Below are 17,882 nucleotides of genomic sequence, written 5' to 3'. Positions count from 1 at the left end.
TGTGACAATTCAAGGAAGACGTCCATACGTTTTTTACATCACGGACTATAGTTTCTGCATAGTGGAAGCTCAACCTGGGCGTAAGGAGGATCATCCGTGGCGCCGGAGAAGACAGGCCGCGATGGCGGCGTGCAGTCGCTTCAGCGGGCCTTCGAACTGCTGGAACGGCTGGCCGACACCGGTGGTGAAGCCAGTCTCTCCGAGCTGGCGGCCACCTCGGGCCTGCCGATGCCGACCATCCACCGGCTGATCCGGACACTGGTCGCGCTGGGTTACGTGCGGCAGAACGCGAACCGCCGCTACGCACTCGGCGCCAGGCTCATCCGGCTTGGCGAGTACGCCAGCATGCAGTTCGGCACCTGGGCACGGCCGCTGCTCACCGAGCTGGTGGACGAGGTCGGCGAGACCGCCAACCTGGCCGTGCTGGAACGCGACGAGGTCGTCTACGTGGCGCAGGTGCCTTCGAAGCACTCGATGCGGATGTTCACCGAGGTCGGCAGGCGGCTGCTGCCGCACGGCACCGGGGTCGGCAAGGCGATCCTCTCGCAGCTGCCCGCGGACGAGGTGCGCGAGCTGCTGGCCAGGACCGGCATGCCGAGCTACACCGAGCACACCCACACCGACCCGGACGTGCTGCTCAAGCACCTCGCGAAAATCGCCAAGCAGGGCTACGCGCTGGACGAGAGCGAGCAGGAGCTCGGAGTGCGGTGCGTCGCCGTGCCGCTCACCGGCGCGCCGACCCCGGCCGCCGTCTCGGTCTCCGGCCCGGAAGGCCGGCTCACCAAGGAGGCCGTCTCGCGGATCGCCCCCGTGGTGCAGCGCATCGCCGCCACCCTCTCCACCCAACTCACCTCGGCGCAAGTGCAGTGAAGGCCACCTTGCCTGCGTTCAACGCAGGCAAGGTGGCCTTCACTGCATGGCTCAGTCCAGTAGCGCGTCGACGAAGGCGCCGGGCTCGAAGGGGGCGAGGTCGTCCGGCCCCTCGCCGAGGCCGACCAGCTTGACCGGCACGCCGAGCTCCCGCTGCACCTGGAACACGATGCCGCCCTTGGCGGTGCCGTCCAGCTTGGTCAGCACGATCCCGGTGACGTCCACCACCTCGGCGAACACCCGCGCCTGCGCCAGCCCGTTCTGCCCGGTGGTCGCGTCCAGCACGAGCAGCACCTCGTCCACCTTGGCCTGCTTCTCCACCACGCGCTTGACCTTGCCCAGCTCGTCCATCAGGCCGGTCTTGGTGTGCAGCCGGCCGGCGGTGTCCACCAGCACGGCGTCCACCTCGGCGTCGATCCCGCGTTTCACCGCGTCGAACGCGACCGCCGCCGGGTCCGCGCCCTCCTTGCCGCGCACCACCTCGGCGCCGACCCGCTCGCCCCAGGTCTGGAGCTGGTCCGCGGCAGCGGCGCGGAAGGTGTCCGCGGCGCCGAGCAGCACCTGGCTGCCCTGCACGACCAGCACCCTGGCCAGTTTGCCGGTGGTGGTGGTCTTGCCGGTGCCGTTGACCCCGGCGACCAGCACCACGGCGGGCTGCTTCTTGCCGTCCACAACGTGCGCGAGCGCCCGCACCGAACGGTCTGCCTCCGGCCACAGGGTTTCGGTGAGCACATCGCGCAGCACCGACCTGGCCTCCTCGGAGGTGCGCACCGCGCGACGGGTCAGCTCGGCGCGCAGCTTCTCCACGATCTCGGTGGTGGTCGCCGAGCCGAGGTCGGCCACCAGCAGGGTGTCCTCCACCTCCTGCCAGGAGTCCTCGTCCAGGTCACCGGCGCCAAGCAGGCCGAGCAGGCCCTGACCGAACATCGAGCGCGACTTGGCCAGCCTGCCGCGCAGGCGCTCGATCCGGCCCGCTGCCGGGGCGATCTCCTCGGCGGGCTCCGGTTCCGGCTCGGGTTCGGGTTCCGGTGCGGACTCAGCCTCGGGCTCTGCCTCGGCGGTCCGCTCCTCCTCGGACGGCAGGCTCACGTCCACGATGCCGCGACGCGGCGCGTCCCTCGGCACCGAGGCGTCGTCGCCGACACCCGGCTGGCCGTCCACCTCGGTGCGCTCACCGGCCGGATGCTCGGGCGCGCCACCCGGGGCCAGCGCGATCCCGCCGCCGGCCTGGTAACCGCCGCCCTTCTGCTTCTGCTCGGACTTCGCCCGTTCCGACTCGGCCAGGCTGATCTTGCGCTTGCGCGCGACGATCAGGCCGGTGGTGAGTACCGCCACCAGCACCACGACGACAACGACAACGATCCAGAACCAGAGGTTGCTCGACACGCGCGTCATCCTCGCATCCGGAGCGAGCCATGGCCGGCCACCCCCGGAGAGCGAACGCGAGAATGTCTCACCTGACACGACTCGGTTTGGTCAAGGTCTCACGGTTCCGCTTGCGTGCCCCCGGGCTGGTGGATTAGACCACTCCTCCATGGGGGAGCCAATGACGGCCGAAACCGGGCCGATCCGGGTGCTCGGGCTGCTGTCCGGCACGTCCGTCGACGGGATCGACGTGGCGGCCGCCGAACTGCACGCGCGGGGCGAAGAACTCACCCTCAACCCGTTGGGCCACCTCGAGCTGGCCTATCCGGAGGCACTGCGCGCCGACGTGCTGGCCTCGCTGCCGCCGAACCCGAGCAGCGCGGAACGGCTCACCATGCTGGACACCCGGATCGGCCAGGTCTTCGCCGAAGCTGCGGAGACCGGCGTGCGGCAGCTCGCCGGTGGCCGGGCCGACCTGATCGCCTCGCTCGGCCAGACGGTCTTCCACTGGGTGCAGGACTCGCGCGCGCTCGGCACCCTGCAACTGGGCCAGCCCGCATGGATCGCCGAACGCACCGGGCTGCCCGTGCTGGCCGACCTGCGGGCCAGGGACGTCGCCGCGGGCGGGCACGGCGCTCCGCTGGCGAGCACCCTGGACGCGCTGTGGCTGCGCGGGCTCGCCGAGTTCGACGGCCGGCCCTGCGCCGGGCTGAACATCGGCGGCATCGCGAACATCACCGTGGTCGGCCCGGACGGGAGCACGCTCGCCTACGACACCGGGCCTGGCAACGCGCTGCTGGACCTGGCCGCGCACCAGGTCACCGGCGGCGCCCAGCGCAGCGACACCGACGGCGCGCTGGCCGGCCGCGGCCAAGTCCGGGACGACCTGCTGCGGCGGCTGCTCGAAGACCCCTACTATTCGGCGCCGCCGCCGAAGTCCACCGGCAAGGAGCACTTCCACGCCGGCTATCTGGACACGGCCGTCTCCGGCGTGGCACCGATCGGACCGGAAGACCTGCTGGCCACGCTCACCGAGCTGACCGCGGCCACGGTCGCGCGGGACTGCGCCCGGCACGGGGTGCGGACCGTGGTCGCCTCCGGTGGCGGCGTGCGCAACCCGGCCCTGATGTCGGCGCTCGCCAGGCGCCTCGGCGACATCGGCCTGCGCACCAGCGACGAGCTCGGCCTGCCGCAGGAGGCGAAAGAGGCCTACCTGACCGCCTTGCTCGGCTGGCTGACCTGGCACGGACTGCCGGCCAACCTGCCATCCGCCACCGGGGCGGCCGGCCCGCGGCTGCTGGGCAGCATCACCCCCGGCGCCGGCCCCCTGCGACTTCCGCCGCCCCGAACCACAACCGTGACCCGGATGCGGGTAGCGGCGGCACAGCACAACCGGTAGGAGATACCAATGCGCGCTCTCGACCTCGCGATCATCCTGGTCTTCCTGATCGGCATGCCGTTGCTCGGCATCGCGATCGGCGGCCGGCAGAAGTCCGGCAAGGACTACTTCGTCGGCGACGGCAAGATCTCCTGGTGGGTCGCCTGCCTGTCGGTGGTCTCGGCGGAGACCTCCACGCTGACCGTGCTGTCCGTGCCGACGGTCGCCTACATCGCCGCCCCCGGCGCCGGCGGCATGACCTACCTGTCACTGGCGATCGGGTACATCCTCGGCCGGATCGTGGTTTCGTTCGTGCTGCTGCCCCGCTACGTGGCCGGAAACCTGGTCACCGCCTACGCCTTCCTCGGCAAGCGGTTCGGCAGCGGCATCCAGGGCACCGCCTCGGTCACCTTCCTGCTCACCCGGCTGCTGGCCGACGGCCTCCGGCTGTTCGCCACCGCGATCCCGATCAAGGTGGTGCTCGGGGCGTACGGGGTGACCGTGTCGTACTGGCTGATCGTGCTCGCTCTCGGCATCGCGATGGTCATCTACAGCTTCTTCGGCGGGGTGCGCGCGGTGGTCTGGGTCGACGCGATCCAGATGCTCTGGTACGTGCTCGGCGGGATCGCGGTCATCTGGGTGCTGGCCACCCGGCTGCCGGAGGGCTGGTTCAGCCGGGCGTTCGACGCGAACAAGTTCCAGATCCTCGACTTCAGCTCGCACCCGCTGACCGGGCAGTACGCGATCATCACCGCGGTCATCGGTGGCGCCGTGCTCTCCATGGCCTCGCACGGTTCGGACCAGCTGATCGTGCAGCGGCTGCAGTCCACCAACGACCTCAAGGCCGCGCAGAAGGCGCTGATCGCGAGCGGGTTCGTGGTGTTCCTGCAGTTCGCGCTGTTCCTGTTCATCGGCGTGATGCTGTGGGCGTTCTACAACGGGCTCGACCCGGTCAAGCAGCTCGGCCTGCGCACCAACGACGAGCTGTTCGCGAACTACATCGTCACCGAGCTGCCCAGCGGGCTGTCCGGGTTCGTGATCGCGGGCATCCTGGCGGCGGCACTGAGCTCCTCGCTCGGCGCGCTGGCCTCGTCCACCGTCACCGACGTCTACGAGCGGCTGATCAAACGGCAGCTCTCGGACACCGACCGGTTGAAGCAGGGCCGGATCTGGACGGTGATCTGGGCCGGGCTGCTGATCGTGTTCGCCGGCTTCTTCGCGTCCTACTCCTCCACCAGCGACCCGATCGTGGTGCAGGGCCTGTCCATCACCGGCTACACCTACGGCGCGCTGCTCGGCGCGTTCCTGCTCGGGCTGCTGTTCAAGAAGGCGCGGCAGCCGGACGCGATCATCGCGTTCGTGGTGACCGTGGTGGTGATGGCCTTCGTGATCCTCGGCCTGAAGTTCAGCAAGGCCAGCGGCTCGCTGCTCGGGGTGGACTTCGGCAAGGCGGGCGGGGACAAGGTGGCGCTCGCGTTTCCCTGGTACACCCTGTTCGGGGTGCTCATCACGCTGCTCGTCGGTGGGCTGCTTTCCTTGCGCCACAAGACTCCCGCGCCGCAGTCGGGGCTGGACGAGCCGGAAAAGGAGCCCGAGCCCGCATAAGTTCACCCGAAGGTGTTCGAACGCGTGTTCGATAGTTGGGTATCGTGGAGTCGTGCCCGGCGGTGGGTCTTCTGTCCGCCCCCGCCGGGCACGACCGAACGTTGCTTGACAAGAGAACATCCGAAAACGCCTGGGAACCGGCTTCTTCGTGGATCGCACCGGAAAGCGGCACGGGGATATGGAGGCGGGCCCTCTACCGCCTCCATATCCCCGGCACGCGCTGCCGAGCAGTGCTCTAGTCGAGCCCGGGGCCGGCTGCCGCGTCGACGCCCGGTCCGATCTGGGAGAACACCGTGTAGCGCGAGCCCGACCATGCCGGTGCGCCACCGACCGGTTCCAGCCGGACCTGTACTGCGGCCTTCCCGCCGGTGAGCGCGGCCGGAATGTCGAACCCGTCCTCGAGCCAGCGCGAGTGCCCGTTGGTCAGCGGCTGGTACCACTCACCGACAAGGCGGTCGTCGATGAACACGTTGGCCCGCTGGAAACCGTTCGCCTGATCCGAGACCCGGTGCAGGCGCAGCCCGCCGTTCGCCTGCTCCACCTTGGCGGTGAACCGGACCGGGCCGGTGGCCGAAGTGGTTCCGCCGGTGACCGGGGTGGTGTCGCCCCTGCCCTCGAAGGTGGAGGTCAGGGTGCCCCTGGTCTCGCCGGTGGCCGAATAGCCGTGCAGCGCCCTGCTGGCGTCGTCGGCGGCGTCGACCGTGTCGGTCTTGGCCAGTGACGGCGACGGCTGGCCGTACCAGTACGCGGTGGAGCTGTAGTTGGCCGCGCGGTCCGAGTTGGGGCCGTGCTCGATGTCGAACTCCAGGCTGCTGCCGAACGGCACCGCGTCCGCGACCATCAGCCGGTAGGCGTTCAGGCACACGTACTGGCAGCCGTCAGCCGCGTTCTCGTGGCTGACCAGGCCGGCCTGCGGCATCGCGTAGCTGACCCCTTCCCGGTTGCCCGCCTCCTGGTCCATGAAGTACCAGCCGGACTCGTAGAAGTCCTCCGAGCCGGTGCCGATCAGGCTGGGGCTGGCCGAGCCGTCCGCGTAGACCCGCTCGTCGCCCTCCAGGTAGCTCATCTGGTGGTCACCACCGGGCGGAATGTGCCCGCGCATGGTCGTGGTCACCCCGTAGAAGACGCCCTTGCCCTCGGCGGTCAGGAAGTTCCACTCCTTCCCCGGCACGGTGTCCCCGCGCTGATGGGTGGCGTTGAAGTAGCCGAGCGTGCCGTCACCGGCCAGATCGCCGGGCAGCGTGACGTCCGGCGCCGAGGTGATCGCGAGGCTGCCGGCCTGCACCGGCTCCGTGGAGCCGTTCACCAGCTCCACCTTGGCACCTTCCGCGAAGGGCATCGGCCACCACGAGGTGAAGGCGCCGTTCTCGGTGGTGTCGATCCCGCTCATCAGGTTGCGGGCGGCGTACTTGCCCAGCCCGGAGCCGAAGAACTCGCCGACCGGACTGTCCACCGTGGTGCGGCCGTCGAAGCTGACCCGCAGCCGGAGACCCTCCAGCACCGCGTCCGACGCGGCCACCCGCGCCGGATCGGACGGATAGCGGAACACGCCGAGACCTTCCCAGCGCTGGCCGAGGATCTGGTAGCCGTGGGCGGCCTCTTCGTTCCGGTGGTTGGGCCCCACGTCGAGCAGGTCGGTGTGCACCCACTCGCCGCCGACCTTGGAGTGCACGTCGTAGCGGAACTCGTTGATGTCGAAGCTGGACGAGACGAACCTGTTGGTGATCCCGATCCGCGACTTCCCGCCGGTGAGCGACTTCGGGATGTCCATGGTCAGGTCACCCCAGGTGTCCGGCGGGGTGGCCGCGCCGGTGCGCCACTCCCCGACCTGCTGGCCGTCCACCAAGACGATGGAGTGCTGTTCGGCGATCTTCGGGTCGTAGCGGCGGGTCAGCCGGACGCCGTCGTTGGCCGGGTCGATGGCCATGCTGAACGAGCTGCTGCCCGGTTTGAAGGCGCGGCCGTCGTCGTAGATCGCCGGCGCGGTGACCACCTGCGGCAACCGCAGCTGAAGCTGGCTGATCCGGCCGGGCCCACTGCCCACCGGCACGCTCATCGCACCGCCAGGGGGCAGTTCGACCCCGGTCCGCTCGGTCCGCGCCCCCGGGGCGGCCGGCTTCGGGTCGCGGACCCCGTAACCGCGCAGCCGCTCGACCACGTCCAGCGCCTTGTCGGTCGGGTCGAAGGTGCGCACCCCGGCCGCGTCCGCGAACTGCCGGTAGGTGACGTGGTAGAAGTGCGGATTGTTCTGCGTGGTGATGCGCATCGAGCTGGTGTAGGGCATCGGCACCTTGATCACCGTGCCGCCCATGGTGTCGGCCGAGTTGCCGACCAGCGGCCAGACGAACGGCGCGCCCTTCGCCCCGTTCACGATGTCCTGCAGCGAGCCCTGCAGGACGGTCCGGCCGTCCAGCTCGATGGTGATCTCACCGATCGCGGCCACCGAGTTCGCGGCGTAGGTGAACCACAGCGACGAGATCTCACCGGCACCACGAGCGTCGGCGATCACGCATCGGCCGTCGGACCTGTTGCGCAGACAGGAATAAGTACCTTCGAACCCGTCGTCATTGCCGCCGGTGCGATCGAAACTCGAGAACTGCTTGACCTGTTCGCCGGGCCGAAGCCGCTCCAGGCCGTTGAGTGAACGATAGGTATCCCAGCCGACCGGGCCCTTTGACACGGTCGGCGCCGCCGCCGGAGCCGCCTGAGCAGGGGCGACCGTCATGGTGAGACAGGCGAGTGCGGCCATCACGAGCGCGGCCCCACCGCGCCCGGCTCTGCCGGAAAGTCTGGACGGAACAACGGAATTCGTGGCCAAGGCGGGGTACTCCTGTTCCGAGGAGGGGATTCGCGCACGATGCGAGTAATCGATTACTCGAAAAGTAAAATGCACGTTAACCAGGTGTGTCTAGCGCCACATGGGTGGTCTGTACCAACAGGACGGTCGTCCGGTCGGAAAGCCACCATTCGCAGCACGGCGGCCTGGGCCGTGCCGGCGAAGACCCCTGCCCCGGCTAGGGAAACCGGCGATCCCGGTCCCGGCCCGCCGAGGCCGGATACCTGTCCAGCCTGGACCGGAGCACCACGAGCTGGTCGATCTGCTTCTCCGCCTGATCCAGGAAACCGGCCAGCTCCTCGGTGGAAATCTGCCGGTGCACCTGGACCTGCTGGGCGAGCCGGTCGGTGCCGCGGGCCAGCTCACGCAGGATCGCGGTCAGCACGCGCACCGGCTCCGGCAGCTCCTGCTCGGGCGCCACGCCGGCCGGCGACGGCATTTCCGAGCCGTGGCCGAGGCTGACCATGCAGAGAAAGGCGGGCACCGACAGTCCCGCCGCCTCCGCTCTCTGACGGACCAGCACGTTCTCCTGATCGTCGTAGCGCACCAGATACTGATTTCGCCGCCCCCCTTGACGGCGCCGCCGGCGGCCGGTCGGGCTGAACCCGCTCTCTGTCACTGGACTCCCACCCCGAGGCACGGCCGTGTGGCCGCACCCTCGCACCTGTCTGGCCTCATCTCTGCTTCAGTTCTGTCTACCCACCATGCTTTTCCGTTACCGACAGCGTGCGCAAGGTAACCAACGGCAACACCTCCGCCGCTCCCAGCACGCGCAGATCGCAGCCTTCACCCGGCACGTCCACCGCACCCACCCCGCGGGCGGTGAGCAGCGCGGCACCTCGCGGCACACCGTCGACGTCGACCACGGTCGGTGCGGCGCGGGCGTCCTCCAACTCGGCGGCGAACTCGAAGGCCGCAGCTACCTTCGCCTGCACGCCGACCTCGCGAACCGCCGGCGAGCCGGCGGTGTGCATCCAGAAACCCACCAGGTCGTCCCGCACCTGGCGCCTGGGACGGCCGGGGGGCCGGTCCCGAACGGTATAGACGTAGGCGCGCAGCGCGCCGCCGAACCGGTACTGGACTTTCACCGCCATGGCGGGGTCGTCGGCGTCCTCGTAGCCGACCGCGGAGACGGTGCCGATTCGCGGGCTGCCGAGCACGCCGATCGGCCTGCCGAATTGGGCCAGGATTTCCCGGACGCCGGGAACTCGCCAAGGCGAGGGGTTTCCTGGTTTCACAATTTTCATATTAACGACCGCTGGTTTTCTCAGCATCACCGGCTCGGTCGGCCCTGGTCGCGGTATTGGGCGCACCTGCACCTGAATCTTCGCATGACAATAGGTCCTTCATTTTCCGGAGGGGAGGGTGTGGCACAGACGGGCGACCTCGGGCTGGAATGCGGTTAGTCGGTCCAGCGGGACGCGTAGACGACCTTACCCAATAGGTCTGGACCGGACACCGCCATCCGCGTGATGGGCTACCGGCAGCTTCGCGACCATACAGACTTCAACAAAACTTTGTCTGCCGATCGGAGCAGCGAAAGAAATCAGCTATCCAATTCCGGAATAGGCTAGCGGATGACCGAGCCGCACGGTTAATCCTCCGCATGGCGTCGATGAATTCTCCCCGAGCACTAAGCTTCGGGCGCCGGCGACGGGGCGTCCGGCGGTTCAGCGGCAGCCCTGGGCTCGTTCCCGTCCCGCAGCCGCTGCGAGATCACCTTGGTGATGCCGTCGCCCTGCATGCTGACCCCGTAGAGCGCGTCCGCGATCTCCATGGTCGGCTTCTGGTGGGTGATGATGATCAGCTGCGAAGCGGCCCGCAACTGCTCCAGCAGGCTGATCAGCCGGCGCATGTTGGTGTCGTCCAGCGCGGCTTCGACCTCGTCCATCACGTAGAAGGGCGAAGGCCTGGCGCGGAAGATGGCCACCAGCATGGCGACCGCGACCAGCGACTTCTCGCCACCGGAGAGCAGGGACAGCCGCTTGACCTTCTTACCGGGCGGCCGCGCCTCCACGTCCACCCCGGTGGCCAGCAGGTCGTCCGGCTCGGTGAGCACCATCCGGCCCTCACCGCCGGGGAACAGCACCGAGAACACGATCTCGAACTCGCGCGCGACGTCCTCGTAGGCGGAGTTGAAGACCTCCAGGATCTTCTCGTCCACCTCCTTGATCACGGTGAGCAGGTCGCGCCGGGTGGCCTTGAGGTCCTCGAGCTGGGTGGACAGGAACTTGTAGCGCTCCTCCAGTGCGGCGAACTCCTCCAGCGCCAGCGGGTTCACCTTGCCCAGCAGTGCCAGGTCCTTCTCCGCGCGCTTGGCCCGCCGCTGCTGGGTCGCCCGGTCGTACGGGATCGCGGGTGGCGCGGTGACCGCCTCACCGCGTTCCTTTGCCTCCTCGTACTCGGCCATCTCCCCGGCGCTGGGCGGCACCGGAACGTTCGGGCCGTACTCCGCGACCAGATCCTCCAGGCCGATGCCGAAGTCCTCGGCGATCTTGGTCTCCAGCTGCTCCAGCCGCAGCCGCTGCTCGGCGCGCAGCACCTCGTCCCGGTGCACCGCGTCGGTCAGCTTCTCCAGCTCACCGGCCAGCTCGCGGACCCGGCTGCGCACCTGGGCCAGCGCGGACTCCCGGCGCTGGCGCTCAGCCTGCGCCGCGTCCCGCTCGGTGGCGGCCCGCTGCACGGAGATCTCGATCCGCTCCAGCGCGATCTCGCCGCCGTTGACCACCGCGGAGGCGATCTCGGCGCCCTTGGCACGGGCGAGCCTGGCCTTCTCGGCGCGCTCCCTGGCCTGACGCTCGGCGTGTGCTGCCCGGCGCAGCGACTCCGCCTTGCCCGCGATGCCCCTGGCCCGCTCCTCCGCGGTGCGCAGGGCGAGCCTGGCCTCCACCTCTTCTTGCCGGACCCCGGCCAGCTCGTCGGCGGCCTGGTCGCGTTCGGTGGTGTCCGGGTCCTCGTCCACGTCCTGCTCGGCCACCGCGGTGAGGCGCTCCTCCAGCTCGGCGAGCTTGCTCAGCGCCTCCTCGCGGCTGTGCTCCACCTTGGCCCGCTGCTCGCGCAGCCGGGTGACCTCGGCCTCGGCGGAACGGGCCGCCTGCTGCATCCGGTTCAGCCGCTCCGAGGAACGGGCCTTGCGCACCTTCGCTTCGCCGAGCGCGTCCTTCGCCTGCCCGACCTCGTCCCGCCGGTCCTGCTGCTCGGCCCTGGCCCCCTCCAGCTCGGCGGTGAACCGCTCCAACGCGCGTTCGGCGGCGAGCATCCGGTCCTGTGCCTCGTCGACCGCGGCCTGCACCTCGATCACGCTCTCGCTGCGGGCCGAGCCGCCGACCGCCCAGTTCGAGCCGAACACGTCGCCCTCGGCGGTCACCGTGCTCACCGCGGGGTGCACCGCGACCAGCCGGCGCGCGGTGTCCAGTGTGTCCACAATGGCCACTCGGTCCAGCGCGCGCTCCACCGCGGGGCGCAGCGCCTCCGGCGCGGACACCACCTCGCGCGCCCAGCGGGCACCGGGCGGAAGCGACGGCCAGTCCGATCGGTCCGCGCCCCCGGCCCCGAACCCGCCGAGCAGGATGCCGGCGCGACCGGAGTCGTTGGCCTTCAAGTACTTCAGCGCGGCCAGCGCGTCCTCGCCGCCGGCCACCGCCACCGCGTCCGCGACCGGGCCCAGCGCCGCGGCCAGCGCGACCTCGTGGCCGGCCTCCACGGTCAGCAGGGCGGCCACCGAACCGAGCAGGCCGGGCAGCTCGTCGGAGGCGCCGAGCAGGGCACCCGCGCCGTCCTTGCGCTTGAGCCCCATGGACAGCGCGTCGACCCTGGCCTTCTCCGATGCGATGTCGCGCTCGGCCGTGCGCTCGGCCTTGACCAGCTCTTCAACCCTGGACTTGGCCGCGCTGTTCGCCTCCACCGCGCGGTCGTGCCGGGACTGCAGCTCCGCGTCGTCGGACTCTTCGACCCCGCCCTCGGCCTTGGCCTCTTCCAGCTCCTCCGCGGCGTGCTCGGCCCGCGCGCCCGCCTCGTCGATGGCGACGGTGAGCCGGTCGATCTCGTCGGAGGTGGCGCCGTTCTTGCTGCGCAGGGCCTCCACCTGGCCGGTCAGCTTGGCCAGGCCCTCGCGGCGATCGGCGATGGCGCGCACGGCGGCCATGTGCGCCCGCTCCGCCGCCTGCACCGCGTGTTCGAGCTGTTCGCGACGCTGCACGGCCTGGGACAGCGCCGAACGCGCCTCCGCGACGGCCTCGTTGAGCTCCTCTTCCCGCTCCGCGGCGTGCTCGGCCTCGGCGAGCAGTTCCTCCGGGTCGCGGCCGCCGGTCGGCGCCTGCACCTCGGAGGTGAGGTGGCGCTCGCGTTCCACGGCCAGCCGGACGGTGCCGCGCAGGCGCTCGGCCAGCGCGGAAAGCTTGTACCAGGTGTCCTGCGCGGCGGCCAGCTTCGGCGCGTCCTCCGCCATCGCCGACTCGAGCTGGTTCTGCTCGGCGGTCACCACTTCCAGTGCCTGCTCGACCTCGGCGCGACGGGCGCGGGCGGCGTTCTCGTCCGCCTCCTCGCGGGCCAGGTCGGTGCGCTGGGTGACCAGGTCGTCGGCCATCAGCCGGAGCCGGGAGTCCCGCAGCTCGGACTGCACGGACTGGGCCTTGCGGGCGATCTCGGCCTGCTTGCCCAGCGGCTTGAGCTGGCGGCGCAGCTCGGTGGTGAGGTCACCGAGCCGGTCCAGGTTGGCCTGCATCGCGTTCAGCTTGCGCAGCGCCTTTTCCTTGCGCTTGCGGTGTTTCAGCACGCCGGCGGCCTCTTCGATGAAGGCGCGGCGCTCCTCCGGCTTGGCCTCCAGGATCTGGGCCAGCTGGCCCTGGCCGACGATCACGTGCATCTCGCGGCCGATACCGGAGTCCGACAGCAGCTCCTGGACGTCCATCAGCCGGCAGGTGCTGCCGTTGATCTCGTACTCGCTGGCACCGTCGCGGAACATCCGACGGGTGATCGACACCTCGGTGTAGTCGATCGGCAACGCTCCGTCGGCGTTGTCGATGGTCAGCGTGACCTCCGCGCGGCCGAGCGGCGCGCGGCCGGCGGTGCCGGCGAAGATGACGTCCTCCATCTTGCCGCCGCGGAGGTCCTTCGCCCCCTGAGTGCCCATCACCCAGCGCAGCGCGTCCAGGACGTTGGACTTGCCGGAGCCGTTCGGCCCGACGACGCAGGTGATGCCCGGCTCGAAACGCAAGGTGGTAGCCGAGGCGAAGGACTTGAAGCCCTTGAGCGTCAAGCTTTTCAGGTGCACGTGGCGGCGACCCCTCCGGTAGGCAGGACTGGATGCCAGTCGGCAGAGTTTACCCGGGCGGCCCCCGCGACCGTGGGACCCAGGGTGGTGGGCCCGCGCGTCGCGGTCCGGCGGGTGTTCTCACTGGTCACAGCGCTTTCACCAGTCACAGGAGCCTCACCCGCACAGGCACTGAGTTTTCCCATGGCGCTACCTCTCCACGAACCCGTGCAGCCCACCGCGCGCGGCCGACCAGCGGTCCACCACGTGATCCACGCTTCCGGGTGACGAAGACCCGCGAAGCGCCGCCAACAACCGCTCACAGTGGAGTTCCGGCCCTTCCGCGATCACCTCGACCCTGCCGTCCGCCAGGTTCGCGGCGCTGCCCACGAGCCCGAGCTCCAACGCCCTGCTCCGCGTCCACCAGCGGAAACCGACACCCTGTACCCGGCCGTGCACCCAGGCGGTGAGCCGGACCCGGTTCTCCTCGTCTGCCACCCTGGTCATGGTGCCGCACGAGGGACGGCCGCCGCCGACTGCGCAGAGTTAGCCGTGTTCACCGGTTCACTCGCTTTCGGCAGTCCGGCGGTGGTAACCTGCCGCCCGGCGTCCACCATCCGGGCTAACTCGCCCGGGTGCCGAGCAGACCGTTCCGCCACCGCTTTCGCTTGTGTCATCGGTGAAGTCCGTGAAGTACGAGGAGCCAGTATGACCCAATCGGGGTCACCAGCCGAACAGCCAAAGGCCGAGGTCGCGCCGCCGAAGGAGGCACTGAGCAGCCCGCGCCGCACCGGTTACGTGCTGCTCGCCGCGAGCGGCCTGGTGCTCGCCACCGCCTTCGCGGCCGTGGCCGAGCTGACCACGCAGGGCAGCTCGGACGCCAGCGCGCCGCCGAGCCGCGCCGGCTCCCCGGCCCCGCAGCTGGTGCCGGGCAACGGGGTACCTGGTGGCCCGATGACGATCAGCGGTGCCGCGGTGGCGGGCACGGCGCCCTCGTCCACTTCGGCCACCCCGACCACGGTGGTCAACATCGGCGAAGACGGGCTGCCGACCACCTCCGTGCTGCCGCCGCCGGCGCAGGGGCCCCCGCCCCAGCAGCCGGGCACCCAGCTCCCGCCGGGCAGCACCCCGTCCTCCACCCGTTCGGATCTGCCGACCTGGACCCCGCCGACGACCTCGCCGACACCGCCGTCCACCCCGACCACGGACCCGACAACGACACCGCCGACGCCGCCGACCTCGGACACTTCGGGCTCCAGCTCTCGCTCCGAAAGCTCGACCTCTCGGACCTCGCGGACCTCACAGACGCCCGGCTAGCTCACAGCTCGAAGCGGTAGCCCATGCCCGGCTCGGTGAGCAGATGCCGCGGCCGGGAGGGCTCCGGTTCCAGCTTGCGGCGCAGCTGCGCCAGATACACCCGCAGGTAGTGGGACTCGGTGTCGTACGACGGCCCCCACACCTCGTGCAGCAACTGCTTCTGGGCCACCAGCCGGCCCCGGTTGCGCACCAGCAGCTCCAGCACACCCCACTCGGTCTTGGTCAGGTGCACCTCGTGGCCATCGCGGCGGACCCGCTTCGCCGCCAGGTCGATGGTGAACGAAGCGGTCTCCACCACCGCGTCCACATCGTCCGAAGTGGACACCACCGACCGGCGCACCGCCGCGCGCAGCCTGGCCAGCAGCTCGTCCATGCCGAACGGCTTGGTCACGTAGTCGTCCGCGCCCGCGTCCAGCGCCTGCACCTTGTCCGAGGAGTCCCCGCGCGCGGAGAGCACGATGATCGGCACGGTGGTCCAGCCGCGCAGGCCGGCGATCACCTCGTTGCCGTCCATGTCGGGCAGCCCGAGGTCGAGCACCACCACGTCCGGCTTGACCTCGGCGACCGCGCGCAGCGCCGCGGTGCCGTCGTGCGCGGTGACCACCCGGTAGCCGCGGGCGGACAGGTTGATCCGCAACGCGCGCACGATCTGCGGCTCGTCGTCCACGACCAGCACCGTGCTGCCGCCATCCCGCTGGCTAGTGCTCATAGCTCCCCGTTCTCGCGTACTGCGGGCAAGGAAATCACCACGGTGAGGCCACCGCCAGGGGTGTCCTCCGCCCGAATGGTGCCGCCCATCGCCTCGGTGAAGCCCCTGGCCACGGACAGGCCGAGTCCCACCCCCGGCGTGCTGTCCCGGTCGCCGAGCCGCTGGAACGGCGCGAACGCGGACTCCGCGGTGCCCTTCTTGAGGCCGCGCCCGTGATCGGTGACGCGGAGCTCGACGTGCGCCGAATGCGTGCTGGCCCGCACCGACACCGGCCGGGGGCCGGCACCGTGCCGCAGCGCGTTGTCCACCACGTTCGCCACCACCCGCTCCAGCAGTCCTGGATCGGCAAGCACCTCGGGCAGCCGCTCGTCCACCTCGGCCAGCACCGAAGCCGAGTTGTCCACATTGGACAGTGCGTGCCAGACCACCTCGTCGTAGCCGACCGGGCGCAGGTGCGGGCGGACCGCGCCGGTGGCCAGCCGGGACGAGTCCAGCAGGTTGTCCACCAGCCCGGCCAGCCGGTCGGCGGACTCCTCGGCGGTGGCCAGCAGCTCTTCGGTGTCCTCCGCGGACAGCTCGATGTCCTGCGCGCGCAGGCTGCCGATGGCGGCCTTGATCGACGTAAGCGGGGTGCGCAGGTCGTGCCCGAGCGCGGACAGCAGCGCGGTGCGCAGCTCGGTCGCCGCCGCCTTGCGCTCGGCCTTGGCCGTGGTCGCCGCCATCCGCTGCTGCCGCAGGGCCAGCAGCGCCTGCCCGGCGGCGGCCTCGAGCACCCGCCGGTCCGAAGCGGGCAGCGGCCGCCCGCGCAGGGTCAGATGCACCTCTGAAGTGACCGCGATGTCCGCGTCCGCCTCGTCCGGGTCGCCACAGGGGTCGGCTCCCACCTGCGCCACCCGCCGCCACTGCCCGCCCTGCTGCTTTTCCAGCAGCGCCACCGAACTGAGCCCGAAGTTCTCCTGCACCTTCTCCAGCAGCCGCTCCAGCGGAGCCGAGTGGGTGAGCACCGTCCTGGCATAGGAAGCGAGCAACGACGCCTCGGTACGGGCCCGCGCCGCCTGCGAAGCCCGGCGGGCGGCGGTGTCCACCACCAGCGCGACCAGCACGGCGACGATGACCATTGCGATCAGCGTCATCACGTTGCTCTGCGTGTGCACGGTGAGCGTGAAATACGGCTCGGTGAAGAAGAAGTTGAGCAGTCCGCCGGACAGGAAGGCGGCTACCAGCGCCGGCCCGAGCCCGCCGGCCAGTGCGACGACCACGGTGGCCAGGAAGTAGACGACCACGTCGGTGGAGAAGTCCAGCTCCTCCCGCAGGAACACGCCGAGCATGGTGGCCAGCGCGGGCGCCACCACGGCCAGTGCCCAGCCGAGCACCTGCCGGGACGGGGCCAGCGGGCTGCGGCCGAGGGTGGCCCGCAGCCTGCCGCCCGCCTCGGCATGGGTGACCATGTGCACGTCGATCGGGCCGGACCGCTGCACCACCGTCGCCCCGATGCCCTCGTCGAACAGCCGCGCGACGCGGGAGCGCCGCGAGGTACCCACCACCAGCTGGGTCGCGTTGACCCCGCTGGCGAAGTCCAGCAGCGCGCCGGGCACGTCGTCGCCGACCACGGTGTGGAAGGTGGCGCCGACGTCGTCGGCCAGCTTCCGGTACCGGTGCATCGAGGTCGGCCCGACCCCGGCGAGCCCGTCGCCGCGCAGCACGTGCACCACGAGCAGTTCGGCGCCGGCCCTGGTGGCGATCCGGCTGGCCCGCCGGATCAGCGTCTCGCTCTCCGCGCCGCCGGTGATCGACACCACCACCCGCTCGCGGGCCTCCCAGGTGTCGGTGATCCGCTGCTCGGCCCGGTAGCGCTGGAGCGCGACGTCCACCTGGTCTGCCACCCAGAGCAGGGCCAGCTCCCGGAGCGCGGTCAGGTTGCCGGGCCGGAAGTAGTTGCCCAGTGCCGCGTCGATCCGCTCGGCCGGGTAGACGTTGCCGTGCGCCAGCCTGCGGCGCAGCGCTTCGGGGGTGATGTCCACCAGCTCCAGCTGCTCGGCCCGGCGCACCACCTCGTCCGGCACGGTCTCCTGCTGCGCCACCCCGGTGATCCGCTCGACCACGTCGTTGAGGCTCTGCAGGTGCTGCACGTTCACCGTGGACAGCACGTCGATCCCGGCATTCAGCAGCTGTTCGACGTCCTGCCAGCGTTTCTCGTGGCGCGAACCGGGCACGTTGGTGTGCGCGAGCTCGTCCACAATGGCCACCTCGGGCGCGCGCGCGAGCACGGCGTCGGCGTCCATCTCGGTGAAATCGCCGCCCCGGTGCGTGAAGTGCCGCCGCGGCAGCACTTCGATGCCCTCCAGCAGTGCTGCGGTCTTCGCCCTGCCGTGGGTCTCCACGACCGCCGCGACCACGTCCGTGCCGCGTTCCAGCCGCCGCTTGGCCTCGCCGAGCATGGCGTAGGTCTTGCCAACGCCGGGCGCGGCGCCGAGGTAGATCCTCAGCTCCCCGCGCCTCGGCTTGACCGGCTCTTCCTCTTCCACGCGGCCAGTCTGCTCCCTTTCGCGCT

At 70.5% G+C, this 17,882-nt stretch carries 12 protein-coding genes; 3 read left to right on the top strand and 9 right to left on the bottom strand.

Going from position 1 to position 17,882, the window contains the following annotated elements:
• Positions 1-96 precede the first annotated feature (96 nt).
• Positions 97-870: an IclR family transcriptional regulator gene (locus AMYNI_RS0127050; protein WP_020671207.1), complete on the top strand. Its 774-nt coding sequence runs from the start codon at positions 97-99 to the stop codon at positions 868-870.
• 51 nt (positions 871-921) lie between these two features.
• On the opposite strand, the gene ftsY is transcribed toward AMYNI_RS0127050, so the two are convergent.
• A complete protein-coding gene (ftsY, locus tag AMYNI_RS0127045) occupies positions 922-2,256 on the bottom strand; it encodes a signal recognition particle-docking protein FtsY (RefSeq protein WP_020671206.1) in 1,335 nt (444 codons plus the stop codon).
• A gap of 160 nt (positions 2,257-2,416) precedes the next feature.
• Here ftsY and AMYNI_RS0127040 point away from each other — a divergent pair, with 160 nt between their 5' ends.
• On the top strand, positions 2,417-3,634 hold the full coding sequence (locus AMYNI_RS0127040) for an anhydro-N-acetylmuramic acid kinase (RefSeq protein WP_020671205.1): 1,218 nt from the start codon (positions 2,417-2,419) through the stop codon (positions 3,632-3,634).
• Positions 3,635-3,643: 9 nt separating this feature from the next.
• Positions 3,644-5,218 carry a sodium:solute symporter gene (locus AMYNI_RS0127035; RefSeq protein ID WP_020671204.1) on the top strand — a complete coding sequence of 525 codons (1,575 nt, stop codon included), beginning with the start codon at positions 3,644-3,646 and terminating at the stop codon, positions 5,216-5,218.
• A 235-nt stretch (positions 5,219-5,453) separates the two neighbouring features.
• Here AMYNI_RS0127035 and AMYNI_RS45470 read toward each other — a convergent pair whose 3' ends face one another.
• The 8 genes from AMYNI_RS45470 to AMYNI_RS0126995 all read right to left on the bottom strand — a co-directional run bounded on the left by AMYNI_RS45470 (position 5,454) and on the right by AMYNI_RS0126995 (position 17,856).
• The gene (locus AMYNI_RS45470; RefSeq protein ID WP_245574008.1) at positions 5,454-8,036 is read right to left on the bottom strand and encodes a glycoside hydrolase family 172 protein; all 2,583 of its coding nucleotides are present in this window, start codon (positions 8,034-8,036) and stop codon (positions 5,454-5,456) included.
• A 196-nt stretch (positions 8,037-8,232) separates the two neighbouring features.
• On the bottom strand, positions 8,233-8,601 hold the full coding sequence (locus AMYNI_RS0127025; RefSeq protein WP_020671202.1) for a hypothetical protein: 369 nt from the start codon (positions 8,599-8,601) through the stop codon (positions 8,233-8,235).
• 148 nt (positions 8,602-8,749) lie between these two features.
• Positions 8,750-9,292, bottom strand: coding sequence for a hypothetical protein (locus AMYNI_RS0127020; RefSeq protein WP_157357491.1), 543 nt, complete (start codon positions 9,290-9,292; stop codon positions 8,750-8,752).
• A gap of 395 nt (positions 9,293-9,687) precedes the next feature.
• Complete coding sequence (gene smc, locus AMYNI_RS45465) at positions 9,688-13,326, bottom strand: chromosome segregation protein SMC (protein WP_020671200.1); 3,639 nt, start codon at positions 13,324-13,326, stop codon at positions 9,688-9,690.
• Between the two features lie 189 nt (positions 13,327-13,515).
• Complete coding sequence (locus AMYNI_RS0127010) at positions 13,516-13,812, bottom strand: acylphosphatase (protein ID WP_020671199.1); 297 nt, start codon at positions 13,810-13,812, stop codon at positions 13,516-13,518.
• Between the two features lie 287 nt (positions 13,813-14,099).
• Positions 14,100-14,552 carry a hypothetical protein gene (locus tag AMYNI_RS45460; protein WP_020671198.1) on the bottom strand — a complete coding sequence of 151 codons (453 nt, stop codon included), beginning with the start codon at positions 14,550-14,552 and terminating at the stop codon, positions 14,100-14,102.
• A gap of 71 nt (positions 14,553-14,623) precedes the next feature.
• Entirely contained in the window at positions 14,624-15,331 is a 708-nt protein-coding gene (locus tag AMYNI_RS0127000; RefSeq protein ID WP_020671197.1) for a response regulator, read from the bottom strand.
• Entirely contained in the window at positions 15,328-17,856 is a 2,529-nt protein-coding gene (locus tag AMYNI_RS0126995) for a DUF4118 domain-containing protein (protein ID WP_026360972.1), read from the bottom strand. Before AMYNI_RS0126995 ends, AMYNI_RS0127000 begins: the two co-directional genes overlap by 4 nt.
• Between the last annotated feature and the right edge of the window lie 26 nt (positions 17,857-17,882).

The sequence above is a fragment of the Amycolatopsis nigrescens CSC17Ta-90 genome, assembly GCF_000384315.1.
Taxonomy (GTDB): Bacteria; Actinomycetota; Actinomycetes; order Mycobacteriales; family Pseudonocardiaceae; genus Amycolatopsis; species Amycolatopsis nigrescens.
This window is presented reverse-complemented; position numbering and strand designations above follow the sequence as displayed.

Excerpts from the sequence above, each read along its gene's own strand:
- AMYNI_RS0127040 (WP_020671205.1), top strand. The coding sequence starts at position 2,417 with ATGACGGCCGAAACCGGGCCGATCCGGGTGCTCGGGCTGCTGTCCGGC.
- AMYNI_RS0127035 (WP_020671204.1), top strand. The coding sequence starts at position 3,644 with ATGCGCGCTCTCGACCTCGCGATCATCCTGGTCTTCCTGATCGGCATG.
- AMYNI_RS0127010 (WP_020671199.1), bottom strand. The coding sequence starts at position 13,812 with ATGACCAGGGTGGCAGACGAGGAGAACCGGGTCCGGCTCACCGCCTGG.
- AMYNI_RS0127000 (WP_020671197.1), bottom strand. The coding sequence starts at position 15,331 with ATGAGCACTAGCCAGCGGGATGGCGGCAGCACGGTGCTGGTCGTGGAC.